General features: G+C 42.5%; 17 protein-coding genes and 1 tRNA gene. 16 read left to right on the top strand and 2 right to left on the bottom strand.

Annotation, left to right across the window (positions count from 1 at the left end; genetic code table 11):
• The first annotated feature begins 17 nt into the window (after nt 1-17).
• The 10 genes from IGI82_RS11975 to IGI82_RS11930 all read left to right on the top strand — a co-directional run bounded on the left by IGI82_RS11975 (nt 18) and on the right by IGI82_RS11930 (nt 9,515).
• Entirely contained in the window at nt 18-1,019 is a 1,002-nt protein-coding gene (locus tag IGI82_RS11975; RefSeq protein ID WP_438842270.1) for a Gfo/Idh/MocA family protein, read from the top strand.
• A gap of 14 nt (nt 1,020-1,033) precedes the next feature.
• Nucleotides 1,034-2,308, top strand: coding sequence for a DEAD/DEAH box helicase (locus IGI82_RS11970; RefSeq protein ID WP_115232561.1), 1,275 nt, complete (start codon nt 1,034-1,036; stop codon nt 2,306-2,308).
• A 66-nt stretch (nt 2,309-2,374) separates the two neighbouring features.
• Nucleotides 2,375-5,089: a sigma 54-interacting transcriptional regulator gene (locus tag IGI82_RS11965; RefSeq protein ID WP_438842269.1), complete on the top strand. Its 2,715-nt coding sequence runs from the start codon at nt 2,375-2,377 to the stop codon at nt 5,087-5,089.
• Nucleotides 5,090-5,224: 135 nt separating this feature from the next.
• A complete protein-coding gene (locus IGI82_RS11960; RefSeq protein WP_005229471.1) occupies nt 5,225-5,542 on the top strand; it encodes a PTS sugar transporter subunit IIB in 318 nt (105 codons plus the stop codon).
• Nucleotides 5,543-5,579: 37 nt separating this feature from the next.
• Complete coding sequence (locus tag IGI82_RS11955) at nt 5,580-5,897, top strand: PTS lactose/cellobiose transporter subunit IIA (protein WP_005229473.1); 318 nt, start codon at nt 5,580-5,582, stop codon at nt 5,895-5,897.
• Nucleotides 5,898-5,978: 81 nt separating this feature from the next.
• Complete coding sequence (locus IGI82_RS11950; protein WP_081116262.1) at nt 5,979-7,376, top strand: PTS sugar transporter subunit IIC; 1,398 nt, start codon at nt 5,979-5,981, stop codon at nt 7,374-7,376.
• A gap of 68 nt (nt 7,377-7,444) precedes the next feature.
• Entirely contained in the window at nt 7,445-7,666 is a 222-nt protein-coding gene (locus IGI82_RS11945) for a hypothetical protein (protein ID WP_005231914.1), read from the top strand.
• Between the two features lie 12 nt (nt 7,667-7,678).
• The gene (locus tag IGI82_RS11940; RefSeq protein WP_438842268.1) at nt 7,679-7,873 is read left to right on the top strand and encodes a hypothetical protein; all 195 of its coding nucleotides are present in this window, start codon (nt 7,679-7,681) and stop codon (nt 7,871-7,873) included.
• Entirely contained in the window at nt 7,860-8,273 is a 414-nt protein-coding gene (locus IGI82_RS11935) for a DUF3284 domain-containing protein (protein ID WP_005229481.1), read from the top strand. Before IGI82_RS11940 ends, IGI82_RS11935 begins: the two co-directional genes overlap by 14 nt.
• Before the next feature lie 60 nt (nt 8,274-8,333).
• Complete coding sequence (locus IGI82_RS11930; RefSeq protein ID WP_142973176.1) at nt 8,334-9,515, top strand: GNAT family N-acetyltransferase; 1,182 nt, start codon at nt 8,334-8,336, stop codon at nt 9,513-9,515.
• A 77-nt stretch (nt 9,516-9,592) separates the two neighbouring features.
• On the opposite strand, the gene IGI82_RS11925 is transcribed toward IGI82_RS11930, so the two are convergent.
• Nucleotides 9,593-9,664, bottom strand: a tRNA-Arg gene (locus IGI82_RS11925).
• 69 nt (nt 9,665-9,733) lie between these two features.
• Between IGI82_RS11925 and IGI82_RS11920 the strand changes: the two genes are divergently transcribed.
• From IGI82_RS11920 to IGI82_RS11900, 5 genes are all read left to right on the top strand, one after another.
• Complete coding sequence (locus IGI82_RS11920; protein WP_438842267.1) at nt 9,734-10,666, top strand: DUF7916 family protein; 933 nt, start codon at nt 9,734-9,736, stop codon at nt 10,664-10,666.
• Between the two features lie 96 nt (nt 10,667-10,762).
• A complete protein-coding gene (locus tag IGI82_RS11915) occupies nt 10,763-11,458 on the top strand; it encodes a ThuA domain-containing protein (protein WP_087627740.1) in 696 nt (231 codons plus the stop codon).
• A gap of 107 nt (nt 11,459-11,565) precedes the next feature.
• Complete coding sequence (locus tag IGI82_RS11910; protein WP_087627739.1) at nt 11,566-12,690, top strand: baeRF6 domain-containing protein; 1,125 nt, start codon at nt 11,566-11,568, stop codon at nt 12,688-12,690.
• A gap of 278 nt (nt 12,691-12,968) precedes the next feature.
• On the top strand, nt 12,969-13,169 hold the full coding sequence (locus IGI82_RS11905) for a cold-shock protein (protein WP_003126918.1): 201 nt from the start codon (nt 12,969-12,971) through the stop codon (nt 13,167-13,169).
• A 110-nt stretch (nt 13,170-13,279) separates the two neighbouring features.
• Nucleotides 13,280-13,912 carry an HD domain-containing protein gene (locus tag IGI82_RS11900; protein WP_010749341.1) on the top strand — a complete coding sequence of 211 codons (633 nt, stop codon included), beginning with the start codon at nt 13,280-13,282 and terminating at the stop codon, nt 13,910-13,912.
• Nucleotides 13,913-14,011: 99 nt separating this feature from the next.
• Here the strand turns inward: IGI82_RS11900 and IGI82_RS11895 are convergent, their stop codons facing one another.
• The gene (locus IGI82_RS11895) at nt 14,012-14,782 is read right to left on the bottom strand and encodes an SDR family oxidoreductase (protein WP_015510036.1); all 771 of its coding nucleotides are present in this window, start codon (nt 14,780-14,782) and stop codon (nt 14,012-14,014) included.
• Nucleotides 14,783-14,994: 212 nt separating this feature from the next.
• Here IGI82_RS11895 and IGI82_RS11890 point away from each other — a divergent pair, with 212 nt between their 5' ends.
• Nucleotides 14,995-17,751, top strand: coding sequence for a helicase C-terminal domain-containing protein (locus IGI82_RS11890; protein ID WP_438842266.1), 2,757 nt, complete (start codon nt 14,995-14,997; stop codon nt 17,749-17,751).
• Nucleotides 17,752-17,784 lie beyond the last annotated feature (33 nt).

Raw genomic sequence — 17,784 nt, 5'->3', positions numbered from 1 at the left:
AGAAAGAAGGAAAACACATGATTCATTTAGGGATTATCGGCACAAATTGGATCACCGATCAATTTGTACAAGCAGCCCACGAAACCAAACGGTATCAATTGGTAGCCGTATACTCAAGGAAATTAGCCACAGCGCAACGCTTTGGGGAAAAATACGGGGACATCGAATATGCGACCGATTTGGCCACTTTTTTTGGCTTAGCTCATATGGACACGGTCTATATCGCTTCTCCGAACAGTTTGCACTTTGAACAAGCCAAGCAAGGTATTTTGGCAGGAAAAAATGTCATTGTGGAAAAGCCAGCCTTTTCAACGCCTGAGGAAATGGCGGAGATCATTGACCTAGCAAACCAACAACAGGTTTTATTCTTTGAAGCAGCTCGCAACATTCATGAAGCGAGTTTTTCAACCGTAGCCGAATTCTTACCGACACGCGGTGCCATTCTTGGGGCGAACTTTTCTTATATGAAATACTCGTCTCGTTATGACGCTGTACTAGCTGGGGAGGAACCAAATATCTTTTCTCCACATTTTTCTGGCGGAGCTTTAGCCGACTTGGGTGTGTATCCAGTATATGCGGCGGTCGCTTGGTTTGGTAAACCGCAGGACGTTCATTATTTTGCCCGCAAATTACCGACCGGTGTAGATGGTATCGGGACTGCTGTGCTACGCTATGCTGATTTTGATGTCACGATCCAAACAGGCAAAATCGCTGATTCAGAGTTACGATCAGAAATTTATTTTGAAGACGGGACATTAGATTTGAATGCCGTCAATGCTATTGAAGAAGCCGCATTTTATGAGCGAAAAACAAAACAAACCCAGGCATTAGCAGTCGCTGCTTTAGACAATCCGATGATCGAAGAAGCGCAAGACTTTGCAGACATCATCGAAAACAAAGATGATCCTAAACAAGGACAACGCTATGAGGAATGGGTGGAACTTGCCCGCAGTGTCAATGAAACCGTCTCGTTGATGCGTAAGCAGGCCGACATCATTTTTGATGCAGATAAAAAATAAGGAATGGAACATTTATGACAGTATTTGAATTGACACAATTGCCAGACGTCTGGCAGGAAAAATGGCAAGCGGCAGGATATCACGCACCGTCCTTGATCCAAGAAAAAACCTTTGGTCCTTTAAAAGACGGCGCGTCTGTCATAGGAATCTCACCGACTGGTTCAGGTAAAACCTTGGCGTATCTCTTGCCATTGTTAACGAAGGTTGAAAAAAAGCAAGGCAATCAGCTGTTGATTTTGACTTCTTCACAAGAATTAGCGATGCAAGTCACAGAAGTAGCAAGGGAATGGGCCCAAGCCATTGGTTTGACCGTTCTGCCGCTAATTGGCGGCGCAAGTACAAAACGCCAAGTGGAAAAACTAAAAGACAAACCCGAGGTCTTGATCGGTACCCCAGGCCGTGTGTTAGAGTTGATCAAAGCCAAAAAAATCAAGACCCAGCAGCTGCAATCGTTGGTATTGGATGAAGTTGACCAATTATTGAAAGAGGGTGCCTTCACCCTGGCAGCTAAGATCAATCAAACATTACCAAAACAAATCCAGCGTAGTTTCTTTTCAGCAACCGCGAACGAAGTGATCGATGAGATTCGACCATTCGTGTCAAAAGAGCCGCTGATCATTGATGTTACCCAAGAAGATCAGAGCAAAGGTGTCATCCATCATTACTATTTGAACTATCCGCAACGACGAATCGTGGATGCTTTAAGACGCTTTGCTCATTTACCAAACTTTCAAGCCTTGGTTTTCTTCAATGAATTAAGCACAATGGGGAATGCGGAAGAAAAGCTATTGTTTCATGGCTTGCCGGTGGCCTCTCTGGCATCTGATCAAAACAAACTTGCACGAAAAGGTGCATTAGAGAGCTTTCGTCAAGGAAAACTAGTGGAACTATTGACAACCGATGTCGCCTCTCGCGGCTTAGATGTCGTGGATCTGCCTTACGTAATCAATACAGAAGTCCCTTTAGAAAAAGAATCCTATTTACACCGCGCAGGACGCGTTGGAAGAATGGGCAAAGAAGGAACTGTCGTTACGATCGTTCAAGACCATTCGTTGAAGGATTTGAAAAAAATCGCGAATCAATTGTCCATAGAACTCAAGGAAGTCTATCTACATGGGGGACAGTTACACACAGAAGCACCTGTTGTCGAAAAAGAAAGCAAGAAAGAAATGAAAACAGCAAGTGTGCAGAAAATTTCCAAGAAAACGCCTGAAAATTTACACACTCCTGTTAAAAAGAGCAAGAAAAAGACGAAAAAGCAAAAAGACAAAGGAAAAAGACGCCATTGAGCGTCTTTTTGTGTTACCATTAACGTTGTTTATTATTAGTGTGTAAAAAAATGAGGAGGCTATCGAATGAATTCGCGAAAAGAAGAGATTTTTCAAACGATCGAACTGCATAAGCAAGGGTTGACCGCAGTTGATGTCGCTAAAATCTTACAAATCGATCGCAGCAATGCAAGCCGTTATCTCAGTGAGCTTTATAAAGAAAAGAAAATCGGCAAACGTTCCGGCCGTCCGGTTGTTTATGAGCCTTTAGAAGAAACGGTCCATGTGGATGTTTCCTCTGAAGTTAGTTTTGAAAGTCTGGTTGGAGTCCAAGCTTCCTTGAAAGTAAGTATCCAGCAAGCCAAAGCGGCGATCTTATATCCGCCTAGAGGACTCCATACCATTATTTTTGGTGAGACAGGTACGGGTAAATCCTTATTTGCCGAATGTATGTATCACTTTGCGGTTGAATCAAATATGTTAGAAAAAGATGCCCCATTCGTGTCCTTTAACTGTGCGGATTATGCACAAAATCCGCAGTTGTTGTTTGGTCACATCTTTGGCATCAAAAAAGGCGCCTACACTGGTGCCGCAGAAGATAGTCCGGGGTTGATGGCAAAAGCCGATGGCGGCATCCTGTTCTTAGATGAGATCCATCGACTGCCGCCAGAAGGCCAAGAAATGCTCTTTACCTTCATTGATAAAGGGATCTACCGTCCATTAGGGGAAAGTAATCAAGTTCATGAAGCCGCCGTGCAGATCATCGGTGCCACCACGGAATCATCAGAAACCTTTTTAACGACCTTCAATCGGCGAATTCCCATGGCTATTACTTTGCCAAATGTGGAAAGTCGTTCCTTAGATGAACGGTATGAAATCATTTCGTTGTTTATCAAGCAAGAGGCGACCCGTCTGAACCAACGAATCGATGTCGAACGAGATGCGATATTGGCCTTTATGCTCTATGATGCAGAAGGCAACATTGGTCAAATCAAGCGCGACCTTAAACTCGTCTGTGCCAAAGCATTTTTGCATTATCGAACCTATGGAAAAAAACACTTGCTGATTCGAAAAGGCGACTGCTCCTTGCAAGTTCAAAAAGGCTTGCTGAAGATCAAAGAAATGTCGGAACGCTTGGATCGGTTTTTGGATGGCAAAGGCGACTTTCTAAGTTTTGAACCTGGCGACCCAGATGTCGTCTGGTCTCGTGATCCACAACGGAATATGCAAGTGTATAACGAGATCGAAGAAAAAGTCAGCTCGCTGATTGAAACGGGCGTAGCCAATGTCGATCTGGAAAATTTGATCTCTAAAGATGTCGATGCGTACTTTGAAAAGTATGTCGAAGAATTGATCCAAAATCCCGTTCATAAAGAACTGATTCCAGAAGACATTTGGAAACTGACAAATGTTCTTTATGATCTAGCTGGGCAAAGATTGTCTCGAACCTATAGTGAAAAAGCCCGCTTTGCCTTTGCACTGCATCTGCAAAGTACACTGGAACGTGTCAAGGAAGGACATATGATCGTTCACCCAGATTTGAATACAGTCAGAAAAAACTTGAAATCCGAGTTCCAGGTGGCAATGGATCTATCGACCATTATCGAAGAAGAACGCCATGTCGAGATCCCCTTCGATGAGATCGGCTTTATCAGTATGTTTTTAGCGATTCAAGTCAAACAACCCTCGCAGCTGCCCCTTGAAAAAGTCGAGATCATTGTCTTGATGCACGGCAAGGCGACTGCCAGCAGTATGTTGGAAACGGCACAAGAGCTGCTTGAAACCGACCACGGCAAAGCGATGAATATGTCTTTAGATATGGAAGTCGGTCAAATGTATGAGCAGCTATTGAACTATGTCACTGACAATAAGGAAAAGATGAGCAACGGCTTATTGCTTTTAACTGATATGGGTTCCCTCAATTCATTTGCGAATTTGATTTCTGAAGAGACCGGGATTCGTACGAAAGCCATCTCGATGGTCAGTACGATGATCGTCTTAGAGGCTTTGCGAATGGCGGAAAGTGGCCGAAGTTTAGAAGACATTTATCAAAACATTCAGCGTTCTTTTGAAACCATCGTGCAAGAACAGTTCCGCACAGTTCGCGAAGCGAAGGGGAATAAAAAAGCAGTCATCGTCACTTGCTTTACTGGAGAAGGTGTCGCTGCCAAACTTTATCAACGAATTTATCCCGTCGTCGATCAATCAAAAGTCGAGATCATTCAAATGCAATTTATTGAAAAAGAAACCTTCAAGAAACATATTGATGGCTTGCTAGAAGAATATGAGATCAAAGCCATTGCGGGCACCGTCGAGATCGATTATCAAAATATCCCGTTCTTTTCCGCCTATGATGTCTTTGATGACAATCGGTTGAATGTGCTGAAGCGGATCGTTTCAGATGAAGTGCCGATCGAAAAAATCGTACGTTCATTAGAAAATACTTTAACGCATGTGGGGTCCGTCTATCATCTGATCGAAAGTCTACAACGAATCGTTCATCAAATTCAAAATCAATTGCATGTGATTGTTGAACCTACCGTTGATGCGGGCTTAGTGGTTCATTTAGCCTTTCTAGTGGAAGGTTTATTGAAGAAGGAACATTCTCGTACCTTCCCCAATTTGGCGGCCTTCCAAAAACGCTATCGTATCGAAACAGATGTGTTGCGAACTCATTTATTGCAGATAGAGAAAAACTATCAAATCAAAATCTCTGAAGATGAGATCGCCTATTTAACACAAATGTTCTTAGAAAATGAAATAAAAAGTTATGATGAATCCGCACACAATATTAGTGTGTAATGAAAAATTCGTGAGTGTGCAAAAGAAAAATTGGTTCAGACCATTGATATATAAAGGTCTGGACTTATTTTTTTTTTGGCACGCTTTTTGCTTTATAGTAAAGTGTAACTTACAACAGAAAGGAGCGGATACGCGATGGCGAAAAAAACGATTATGCTTGTTTGTTCAGCAGGGATGAGTACCAGTCTATTGGTGACGAAAATGCAAAAAGCAGCCGAAGCAAAAGGAATGGAAGCAGATATCTTTGCTGTTTCAGCTTCAGAAGCCGACCAACATTTGGAGTCGAAACCAGTCGATGTTCTATTATTAGGACCACAAGTACGATTCATGAAATCACAATTTGAACAAAAGCTAGCACCAAAAGGCATTCCTTTGGACGTGATCAACATGGCAGACTATGGCATGATGAACGGCGAAAAAGTATTGCAACAAGCAGAAACATTAATGAACTAAGATTTTTAGGATCGAAGTGTAAGGAGGATTTTTAAAGATGGATGAGCAAAATTTGGAAGCCATTATGGGATTGATCATGTATGGTGGTAATGCAAAAAGTGACGCAATGGAAGCAATCGCGGCAGCAAAAGAAGGGGACTTCGAATTAGCTGACCAAAAAATCAAAGATGCTGAAGCATCTCTTGTGGAAGCGCATCATTCGCAAACAGGATTATTGACACAAGAAGCGCAAGGCAATCATATGACCGTGACATTGTTGACAGTGCATTCACAAGATCACCTAATGACGTCAATCGCATTTACCGATTTAGCGAAAGAAATCATTGATGTCTATCGACGTCTAAATAACGAATAATCTTTGAACGGATAGAAGTAGTTATTGTCGATGAATCAAAAAATCTTCTTTGACGAATAGAACTTATAGGAGGAATTAAGAATGGATGGATTAACAAGTTGGATGGAGAGACACATTCTCCCAGTTGCAGCTAAAATTGGTGCGCAAAAGCATTTGGTTGCTTTGCGGGATGCCTTTATCGGAATGATGCCAGCAACGATGGCTGGGGCAATTGCAGTATTATTGAACGCCTTCATGCGTGATTTTCCAAACACTTATCTAGGTGCGGACAATGCAATCACCAAATTTTTCACACCAGTGATTGCCGTCAACGGATTAGTTTGGACAGGTACCTTAGCAATCATGGCGGTTATCTTCTCAGCATCTTTTGGGTATAATTTAGCAAAGGCTTACAATGTTGATGCACTATCAGGTGCGTTGGTTTCTTTAGCAGCATTTATTATGGGTATTCCACAATCAGCTTCTCTTTCTTTAGCATTAGAAGAAGCACTACCAACCAACGTAGTAGACTTGATCAACAGCACAAGTGCTACATCAGGATTTGCAGCAGATGGTTCAACGATCAGCGCTGCTGGCTGGGGCTATTTCCCATTTAGTGCTTATATGGGCGGCTCAGGATTGTTCACCGCAATCATCTTTGGTTTCGTTTCAGTTATTATCTTTGCAAAATTGATGCAAAAAAATATTATTATCAAAATGCCAGATTCAGTGCCACCAGCAGTTTCTCGTGCTTTCGCAGCAATTATCCCAGGGATCGCCGGGCTATATGCATCAGGTTTGATTTACTACCTATTTGAACGTTTCGTTGGAATGCCAATTATTGACTGGATCTCCGAATCGATCCAAAAACCATTATTGGGTCTTTCTCAAGGATACTTTGCCGTATTTATCATTGTATTGCTTGTCCATGTTTTGTGGTTCTTTGGCTTACATGGTACAAATATCATGGGACCCGTTTTACAATCGATTTACGGTGTGGCCATGGTTGAAAATACCAATGCTTACCAATTAGGGGAAGCAGTTCCTTATAAATGGGTAGCAGGTTCGTTCGAAGCGTTTGTTTGGCCTGGTGGAGCAGGTGTGACTTTAATGCTCTTGATCGCAATCTTGCTATTTTCTAAACGTGCCGACTACAAGACAGTTGGTAAACTAGGGATTGGACCTGGTTTGTTTAACATCAATGAACCAGTAATGTTTGGTCTACCGATCGTGTTGAACCCATTGTTTATCATTCCATTTATTGTTGCACCATTAGTTACAGCGACAATTGCTTACTTTGCAACAACATTAGGCTTAGTTGCACCAGTTGTGGTAAATGTGATCTGGGTAATGCCAACGATCCTAAGTGGCTTCTTGGCTACCGGTGGGGACTGGCGTGCAATCATCTTGACGATCATTAATTTGGCTGTAGCTTTATTGATCTGGGCACCATTTATTATTGCTGCCAACAAAATCAATCCAGCAGACCAAGAGAACTAATCAAACGAAGCAAACGTTCTAGATGGGTGATTTCACCCATCTAGCTATCTTTTTTAGGAGGAGAAAAAATGATTATCGTAAATTCCGCAATGCAGCAAGACAACATCAAAGCATTACTTGAGTCTTTGTCAGAAGATGAGATCAAGTATACCTTCAAAGAAAAAAAAGGGATTCAGTTGATTTTTGAAACAACGGCAGATGACAAAGAAAAAGCAGTGAAGCTTGCCAAGGACGCAATCAAAAATACCGATTGGGGCCGAGTACTATACTTCAACGTCGTTAGTCAATAGTGAGGTGATATCATGTTTAAAAATGGATTGTTTTTTATAAGTATCGGTAGTATGTTATTTATATACAGCGCCAATGCGCAGTCAGGTGAATACCACTGGGTGAATCTCATCACGTCAGTCATTCTAATGGCTATTGGAGGAATCATGGCTTCAATTGGACACAAATGCAACAAGAAAGACAAGGAGGCGCAAGATGGAAATCACTAAAAAAATGAATGTACCCGCTGACTTTTTATATAAAACGATCATCGATTCCGTTTTACATGATATTAAACAAGCGACAGATCAAACGTTGACAGAAGACCAATTAGAAGGCTATAGTTATCTAAAACAATTTTATAAAGATAGCAATGCCAACATAACGATTGAAACAGTCAAGAAAAACCAAGCCTATGCGTTCCAAACGGCGACGAAAAAAAATACCTTCCGTGTACACTATCAAATTGAAGCGATAGATGACGCGCATTGCACCTTGCACTATGAAGAAAAAATGACTTCTGAAGGAATGATCCAACAATTGAATGACATGCTCTTAGGCACCATTCTAGGATATTTCAAACGCAAGCAATTTAAAAAAATGTTGAGTATGATGGAAGAAGCATATTAAGGGGTCGACTGACGCCTTTTTTGCGTTTCTTGCGTGTTTTCAAGTAGAGGAGATGAAGGAATGACAGATGTCAAAAAAATGACCGAATTCGGTTCGCAAGAAGTACTGGAATTGGTTTCTTATGCCTTTCAGTGGGAGTTGAATGAAACAAATATCAAGCGCTATCGCAAGCTTGCGGAGAATTCATGGAATTATGGTTCCTACGACGAGGATGGAAAACTAGCGAGCCAAATCATGGCAACGATTTTTGATGTGAATTTTCATGGAACGACCTATCCAATGGCAGGGATCGGTTTTGTGGCTTCTTATCCAGAGTATCGCAGCCAAGGTCGAATCGATCGGATCATGAAACAAATCATTAAAGATTGCTATGAACAAAAAATCGTTCTGTCCTATCTGGCACCTTTCTCCTTTGCGTTTTATCGCAGATATGGGTATGAATATACCTTTGAACGCACCGTTTATGAAGTTGATGCGCATCAATGGCCCGATGGCAAGAAAGTGAACGGAAGGATTCAACGCATGAATTGGGAGGAAGCACAGCCGATCATTCACGAGATTTATCATCAATTGCCTCGCCATCAAAAAGGTGGGCTGATTCGCCAAGCCTGGTGGGAAGAAATCAAGTTTGTTTTGCGCAGACCGTATACGTTTGCGATTTATCGCAATGAAGCGGGCGTTCCTGAAGGGTATTTGATCTACTTTGTTGAAGGAGGACGCTTTGATATTCAAGAGTGGGGCTATTTGACCGCTGACGCGTATCAAGGATTCAATCGGTTTATCGTTTCCCATGCAGATTCAGTAGCGCAGATCCATTATCGACCAGGGTTTGATGGGGAAGTCCTGCAAGTAAATGCAGCCAAACCATTGGCTCACTACCAAGTGCGCCCAGACATGATGGCAAGAGTCGTCGATGTGGAAGGGTTTCTAACAAGCTATCCATTTACGTTGAAAAAAGCTGGTCGTTTTGCCATAGAAATTCAAGGGGATGAATATGCCCCATGGAATAATGGGTGTTATGAAGTGACGATCGAAAACGCTCAGCATCATGTCACGAAAACGACCGCCACCCAGCTGCCAAAAGCAACCTTGACGATTCAGCGCTTTGTGCAACTGTTTTTGCAGGCGCAATCCCTTGATTCCTTGGTCTTTTTCCAGCAAATGGAAACGGAGAAGGAAGCTGCAGTGATGATTCAGGAAAACTTACCAGACGGAAAGCCGATTCTGGAAGATTATTTCTAAGCAAATCGAGGCAGAGGTATTTGCTTTCCAACAAAAAAAAGATTCCTTAATAATAAGGAATCTTTTTCTTCAAAAAACGTTCCCTGCCGGAATCGAACCAGCAACTAATCCTTAGGAGGGACTTGTTATATCCATTTAACTAAGGGAACACAATAGCTATATTTTACCTGTTATTCGTGTTTCTCGCAAGATGAGAAGGAAAAGAAAGGAAGAAAAACATGGTCAAACGATTGATAAGTGCAAACTATAGTGAAATCAAAGAAATGTCGGTGCAAGAATTGAAACAATCTATTAAAGCGAGCGAAGGACGAGTGATCGTCTGTGAAACGGTGGTTCAAACCATGCCGCAAGCTGGCGACATCACCAACGCAGAAGTCGCGGCAGCTTTTGGGGCTGACTTGATTTTGTTGAATGGCTTTGATTGTTATCGTCCAGCTATTTTTGGGATGCCTGGTATCACATTGGAGCAGCTGCTTGATCCTACACAGCCCATTGAAAATCCGATTCCTCAACTAAAACAACTGATTGGACGACCTGTCGGCATCAATCTTGAGCCGATCCCAGCTACGACGGAAATGATGAGTGAAAAGATCAGCATCAGTCAAGGCCGAACAAGTTCGGTTGACACCATCAAAAAAGCCCAAGAACTCGGGGTGGACTTTCTTTGCTTTACAGGCAATCCTGGAACGGGTGTGACCAACCGAGAAATCGCTAAAGCAGTAAAATTGGCAAAAGAACATTTCTCTGGGTTGATCATCGCTGGAAAAATGCACAGTGCCGGCTCAGATGAACCTGTGGTTGATCGAGAAGCCATCATTTCTTACGCTGAAGCTGGAGCAGATATTTTGTTACTGCCTTCCGTTGGCTCGATTCAAGGCTTTCTAGAAAAGGATCTGATCGACGCTGTTCAAATTGCCAAACAATATGACTTATTGACGATGTCAGCGATCGGAACGAGTCAAGAAAGCGCGCGTCCAGAAACGTTGCGACAATTAGCCGTTATCAACAAAACTTGTGGGGTCGATCTGCAGCATATTGGTGATGCCGGCTATGGCGGCATGGCACCGACCGAAAATATTTTCGAAACATCGGTTGCAATTAGAGGCATGCGCCATACGATCAATCGTGTCGGACGTTCAATCAACCGTTAAATCAGAAAAAATTACTAGCGAAGGAAAACGGAGAATCGTTCTGCTTCGCTTTTTGCATTTTTTTCGCTAAGTTAGAAAGAAAGGAGGAAACACAAAATGAAACAAGCATTGATCATTTACGGAGGTTGGGAAGGACACACCCCAAAAGAAACCAGTCAGTTTTACCAAACGTTGCTGGAGTCAGAAGGATATCAGGTGACACTCGCCTCAGATTTTGAACCTCTCTATCATAAAGAAGAATTAAAAAGGCTGGATCTGTTGATCATGAATTGGACGCGAGGAGAATTGCCTGATGAGCCGCTGCAAAATGTCACTCAGGCTGTAGCAGAAGGGTTAGGATTAGCAGGCGTTCATGGCGGCTTTGCCTCGGCTTTTCAAGCCAGTAAAGGCTGGTTGTTTCTGACTGGCGGCTGTTTTTTGGCACATCCTGGTGGATTGGAAACGACCTATAGCATCGATCTTACGACAGATCACTATATTACGGCAAATACTCAATCGATCCCTCAGTTGACGACGGAGCAATACTATTGTCTGGTTGATCCAGCCGTCACTGTGTTAGCTACCTCAACATTTGCCGCTAAAGATCATCCGAATGCAGCTAACCAAGACGTCATACTGCCAATGATGTGGATCAAAAAATGGGGCAAGGGCAGAGTCTTTTTCCAATCCGTTGGACACAGTCTAAAAGAGCTAGAAGAGCCCACCATTCAGACTTGGACCAAACGAGGCTTTCTATGGGCCACCAGAAATACCTTGGCTGATCCGCTGAAAAATAGCCAGTATAGTGAGTAATCAGAAAAACGAATGAAGAAATAAACGCGTGCAATCGTTTTACTTTATGGAAGAAAATAAGCATGGTACACTTTATTTGTATTTGATTAAGCAGGAGGTAATGTGGAATGGGAAAATTTGGAAAAAGTTTTTTATCGCAGGTAATATCTGACGGAATCAAAGGACCATTTGTCACGATCATGCTCAATACGCATGTCGGCCACCAGAATGTCGAAAAGGATCAAATCAAATTTAAGAACTTTGCCAAAGATGCGAAGCGCCGCTTTGAAAAGAAATACCCAGAACATTCTTGGGATCTTTTTCAAACGAAAATTGATGAACTGCTTGCAGATCAATCATTTTGGCGTAACAGTACAACGAGTGTGGCGGTGATTATCACACCAGAAGATGTACTGGTCCATCGGTTAAGTATTCGTGTGGATGATCAATATTATGTAGGGGAAACCCCGTATGTATTAGCTGTCATCAAAAACGCACAATTTAATTACCCATTTTATCTCTTAGCGTTGAATCGCGATTCAATGCAAGTCTATCAAGTTGAAAACAATCAAGTGCGTGAAGTCGAGTTGCCAGAAGAGGCACCGACAACGATCGAAAAAGCGCTGGGGGAAGAAATCACTGGCGGCGGCAACTTTAATTACAGTGCCCAAGGTGGCCCTAACTCAGGGGGAGAAGGCGTCGCTTATCACGGCTTTAGTGCCAAAGATGAAGAAGTCGAGATCGATCACGTCAACTACTACCAAGCAGTTGATGCATTTTTTAAAAATGATTATTCAAACGAAGAGCATTTACCAATGTATCTTTTTGCTTTACCAGAAAATCAAACCCTGTTTAAAAAAGTGGCAAAAACGAACTTTTTCAAAGCAGAACCAAGCATTTCCTCTTCACCAGCATCGTTATCTTTGAAAGAGATCCAAACGTGTACGCAAAAGCTGATTGCGGAGTTGACACAAAAAGAAGTTGGGGAATACGGCAAGCTGTTGGATCGGAAATTTATTGACCAATTGGTTGATATCGTACCTGCAGCTAAAGAAGGCAGGATCGCCAATCTGTTTGTAGCGACTTCCAATCTCGCCGATGGGTTTGGAGAAGATCCTGACACGGAATACGATCGTCGCCAAGTGTTAAATACGCTGGCAATCGATGTTTTAGAAAATGGCGGCGAGGTATCTATTTTGGAACAAAAAGATGCCCCAGGAGAAAAAAGTTTGACTGCGATTTTGCGCTACTAAACACAGTTGCGTCCTTCGTAAATAAATCGTTTCCAAAAAAGAAAAGACTGTTGCAGATCTTTAGTGCAGCAGTCTTTTTGCGAATTATAAAAAAATAAAGGCGTTTTCATTTTTTTTGATTTTCTATTAGTCATAAAGAAGATAATGTGCTATAATACAAAGTGTAGTTTTTGTTACGGTAAATTATGGTAGCTTGTTTCATCTTAAACATCTTCCACATTTTCACCTTATACAAGTAATTGCAAAATATGTGTATAAACACAAGGAGGATTTTTATTATGGAAACAGGTACAGTTAAATGGTTTAACTCAGACAAAGGTTTTGGATTCATCACTGCAGAAAACGGTAACGATGTATTCGTTCATTTCTCAGCTATCCAAGGCGAAGGCTTCAAAACTTTAGAAGAAGGTCAAGCAGTGACTTTCGATATCGAAGACGGACAACGTGGCCCTCAAGCGACTAACGTTAACAAAGCGTAATTTGTGAATGCCTTTTAAGAGCAGCTTAGCTGCTCTTTTTTTTTGTGCGCGTGATATTTGCTTGCGGAGAAAGTAGTTGTTATACTCTTAGAAAAAAAGGAGGCAGACTGATGGGATTGAATGAATTTATTCTTGGATTGGCTAATTTAGAAAAAATCCAACGAGCACCTGGATTTTTTAAGTTTACCGAGCACAGCGTGGCCGCTCATTCGTTTCGAGTAACCATGATTGCCCAGACCTTAGCCGATATCGAAGAACAAGCGGGAAATCAAGTCGATTGGCAAATTCTTTATGAAAAAGCCTTGAACCATGATTACACGGAACGTTTCATCGGCGACATCAAAACGCCAGTCAAATATGCAAACAAAGAATTGCGGGCGATGTTATCAACCGTTGAAGAAAAAATGACCGATGCCTTCATCGAAGAAGAAATCCCCCAAAGCTTTCAAGCGACGTATCGCAGACGCTTGGCGGATGGCAAAGACAACAGCCTTGAAGGACAGCTGTTGGCAATTGCGGATAAGATCGATCTTTTGTATGAGTCTTTTGAAGAGATCTCAAAAAGCAACCCCGACAAAGTGTTCAAAGAAATGTTTCGTGAAGCGGTTTTGACGGTCAAAGCGTTTCAGCATCGTCCATGTGTGACCTATTTCTTTGAAGCCATTTTTCCCGAGTTATTGAATGCAGATTTTTATGGCAAGACTGCTTTTTTAGAAGAAATCGCAGCTTTGGTGGAAAAATAAACAAAAAGAAAAAACGAAAAATCAAGAAATGATCCATCTTACAGGTTTTACTTGAAACAAGTGAGGGGAGCAGGTTTGATTTTTCGTTTTTTTGTTGTATTAAAGCAAAGATTCCGCTCCATCAATATAGACTTCCGTTCCAGAAATATTGCCCGCAGCCTCTGAAGATAGAAAAAGCACAAGGTTGGCGACTTGTTCTGGCACGCCTGTTTCTTGTTTTAATGGTCGAGAACGTTCTGGATATTTGACGGGGATCTCAACGCGAGCAACCTCTTCTTCAATTTCTGTGCTGGCATCGATATTCGTTGCGATCGCCCCAGGGCAGATGGCATTGACCCGAATATTATAACCAGAAAGTTCCAGCGCAGCCATTTTTGTAAAGGCGACTTGACCTGCCTTAGATGTACTGTAAGCAGTTGCACCAAAATTGCTGAAGATGCGGTTTCCATTGACTGAACTCGTGATGACAATGCTGCCGCCGTTTGCTTTCATAAATGGGATCGCAGCTTTGACGGTAATAAAGGTACTGCGTAAATTTGTGTTGATTGTCTGGTCCCATTCCGCCACCGTCAATTCTTCGATCGGTGTCCAAGTACCGTTGATGCCGGCATTGACGTGAAGTACATCGAGACCACCTAGTTCTTCCACAAGACCACTCATCGCTTCTTGCAGCTTCTCTGCTTCAGTGACGTCAACGGCACGATAGTGGGTTTGTGCGTCATAGTCAGCAAGAAACTCCTGCAGCTCCTCTTCGTTGCGATCAATCAACCCAACAAGAGCACCCTGGGCTAGAAATTGTTCTGCCACCGCTTTTCCAATCCCTGAAGCAGCCCCCGTTACAATCACTCGTTTGTTTTTGAAATCATTCATTTTTTTCGCCTCCTTAGAGTAAATTATAAAAAAGATCTCTTTTTTTGTCGAAAAAAGCGATCAGCGACGAGTGACAAATTCCTTTGGCTGATAAATACGGATACTAGATAGTAAGGTTCTTCTTCCTGCGAACCCTCGTATCCGATGGGAAAACAGATGTAATCGCCATTGATTTTGTAGTATAATGCAGACAGTGTGCAAGGAGGAATACAATGAAACCCATATACGCTGTGGTGGATCTTGAAACAACAGGAACCGATTCGACGATTGATCGAATTATTCAATTTGGCTGCGTCTTAGTCCAAGATGGCAAGATCATTAATCGTTTTGCCGCAGATATCAACCCTGACCGCAGAATTTCTAAGCAAATTCAACGATTGACACACATCACAAACCAGCAAGTAAGCAAAGCGCCTTATTTCGAAGACATAGCTGACACGATCTACAACTTACTCAGCAATACGATTTTTGTGGCGCATAACATTTATTTTGACTATCATTTTTTAAGCAATGAATTTGTTCGTTGCGGTCTGCCGCCTTTATCGATTCCAGGGATCGATACGGTGGAATTGGCGCAAGTGTTTTTGCCGACAGAAAGCAGCTTTCGCTTAGGTGATCTGGCAGACAGCATCGGCTTTCGTCATGACAACCCGCATCAAGCCGATAGTGATGCAGAAGTGACCGCAGCATTATTTTTATACATTGAAGCAATCATGCGACAGCTACCACGGACGACTCTTAAACAGATTGCGCTTTTAAGCGGTCAGATGGGGATGCAAACGAGTGAGTATATTCACGGAATTTTGAAAGAAAAAGGACCAGAGTTGGCGGAAGATTTCGAAGTGATCGACGGCGTCGTCCTGCGAAAAAAAACTGTTCCGCTTTTTGAAGCCACGCATTTTCAAGAAACGTATCCGAAAGTAAAAACGGAAAAAGAACAGCGCTTTGGCGAGCACTTGATCTATCGGAAACAACAAGCACGTTTGATGAATGCGGTGTATACGCATTACACCCAACCAGAGAAAAATTTGATTATTGAAGCAGAAACGGGGATGGGAAAAACCATCGGTTACTTGTTTCCAGCCGCTTATTTAGCGACGCCAGAAAATCCATTGATCGTTAGCACCTCATCGATTCTTTTACAAAATCAGATCATTAGCAAAGACATTCCATTGGTGAACCAAGTACTGCAGCAGCCTTTGCAAGCGGTCTTGGTCAAAAGCCATCGTCATTACATTGATTTGCAGCGCTTTAAAGCGACGCTGGATCAACCGATAGAACAAAAGCAATACGCCCAATATCAGATGGGGATCTTAGTCTGGCTGACCAAAACAGAAACAGGTGACTTTGATGAATTGAATTTAGTTCGTCTTGATCATCCTTTATTTACCGACATTCGCCATCGCGGGGTCGACTTTTTAGCCAAAGATCAACCCTTCTATGAACAAGATTTTGTTCGACATTTATATCGGCGGATGGCGCAAAGCAATGTTTTGATCGTCAATCATGCCTTTTTAATGCAGGAAAACCGACGGGCGCAGCCACTGTTGCCAACGAGTGATTATTTGTTGATCGATGAAGCCCAACAGTTGCCGCAGCAAGCAGAAGGATTTAGTCAACATGTCTTTGACTCTGCTCATTTCAAGCGGCAGTTTTTACAGCTGAATGAAGAAGGACTATTGGAAGAAATTGCCCAGGTCATTACCGAGGACGATTTTTTGCAACGGATGTTCTCGTTGTATCGAAATGCATTGTCGGTTTTGGTCGAAACACAAGAACAGTATTTTCGCACCTTATTGATCGATGCCCCAGAATTACAAGTCGTTCAGCATCATGACCTCTATGATGGGTCATTAGAGCAGGACAAGCTACATCAAAAATTGAGTCTCTATTATCAGGAAATCAATGAGATTCAACAGCAGCTGCGTCAGCGATTCGAGTTGACCAATGATCGGTGGTATGCAAGACAACGGATCGTGATTGCCCGTTTATTTGATTTCTTTAGTCAAATGGACGCACAGGAACAAACAGTGACCGCGTGGTTAACTTGGTGGCATCCTCGTTACGTTCATTGGCTGAAAAAGCATCCCCAGTCAGGAAATGCTGTGATTGAGTTAGCTGATCTAGAAGGACATTCGATCGTGGAGAGCACATGGTACCAACGCTATCAGCACATCATTTATCTAGGGGGGACATTGAAGATCCCAGGCAACAAAGAATATTTTGCCCATCAGATCGGCTTGACGGATGTGCCAGTCAAAACGATTCCTGCCTTTTATGATTACAGCAAGCAAACGCGACTGTATGTAATCAAAAAAGGTCTCTCGATCCAACAAGCATCAGCTGCCGAATACGCGGATTATTTAGTCGAAGCGTTGGTCCCGATTTTGTTTGACAATCCGCAACCAGCGCTTGTGTTGTTTACGGCGCACGAAACTTTGAAAAATGTCTATGATCGATTGAATAAAAAAGCCCTGCATTATGGCAGAGAAATCGTTGCTCAAGGGACTGGCGGAACCCGTGAGAAAATCTTAAAGAAATTTTTATTAGCGGAAAATGGTATCTTATTAGGGACTAGCAGTTTTTGGGAAGGGATCGATTTACCAGGACAGGCACTGAAGATCGCTGTGGTGACCCGATTGCCTTTTGAGAACCCTAAACAACCCATGGTCCAAGCACGGCACGCCTTTTTGGAAGCAGAAGGCATTGATTCTTTTAAAGAAGATGCCTTACCTAAAGCGATTTTACGGCTGCGCCAAGCATTGGGGCGCTTGATCCGTTCCGAGGAGGATACCGGCGTGATGGTCGTCCTTGATCGACGCTTGCTATCGACAAAGTATGGCAAACGAATGGTCAAAGGCTTACCCAAAAACTTACCTCTGATTGAAGCAAGTCCAACCGAGATCGCCGAAGACATCCAACATTTTTTTGCGCAAGAGGAAAAAGCAGCAGCCGATTTTGAAAAATGAGTTGAACATCTGATATAATGGATTTTATTTAAG

This window comes from Enterococcus sp. AZ067 (genome assembly GCF_051715005.1).
Taxonomy (GTDB): domain Bacteria; phylum Bacillota; class Bacilli; order Lactobacillales; family Enterococcaceae; genus Enterococcus_D; species Enterococcus_D casseliflavus.
The sequence above is the reverse complement of the archived record's forward strand: the minus strand, read 5'-3'. Positions and strand labels throughout refer to the sequence as shown.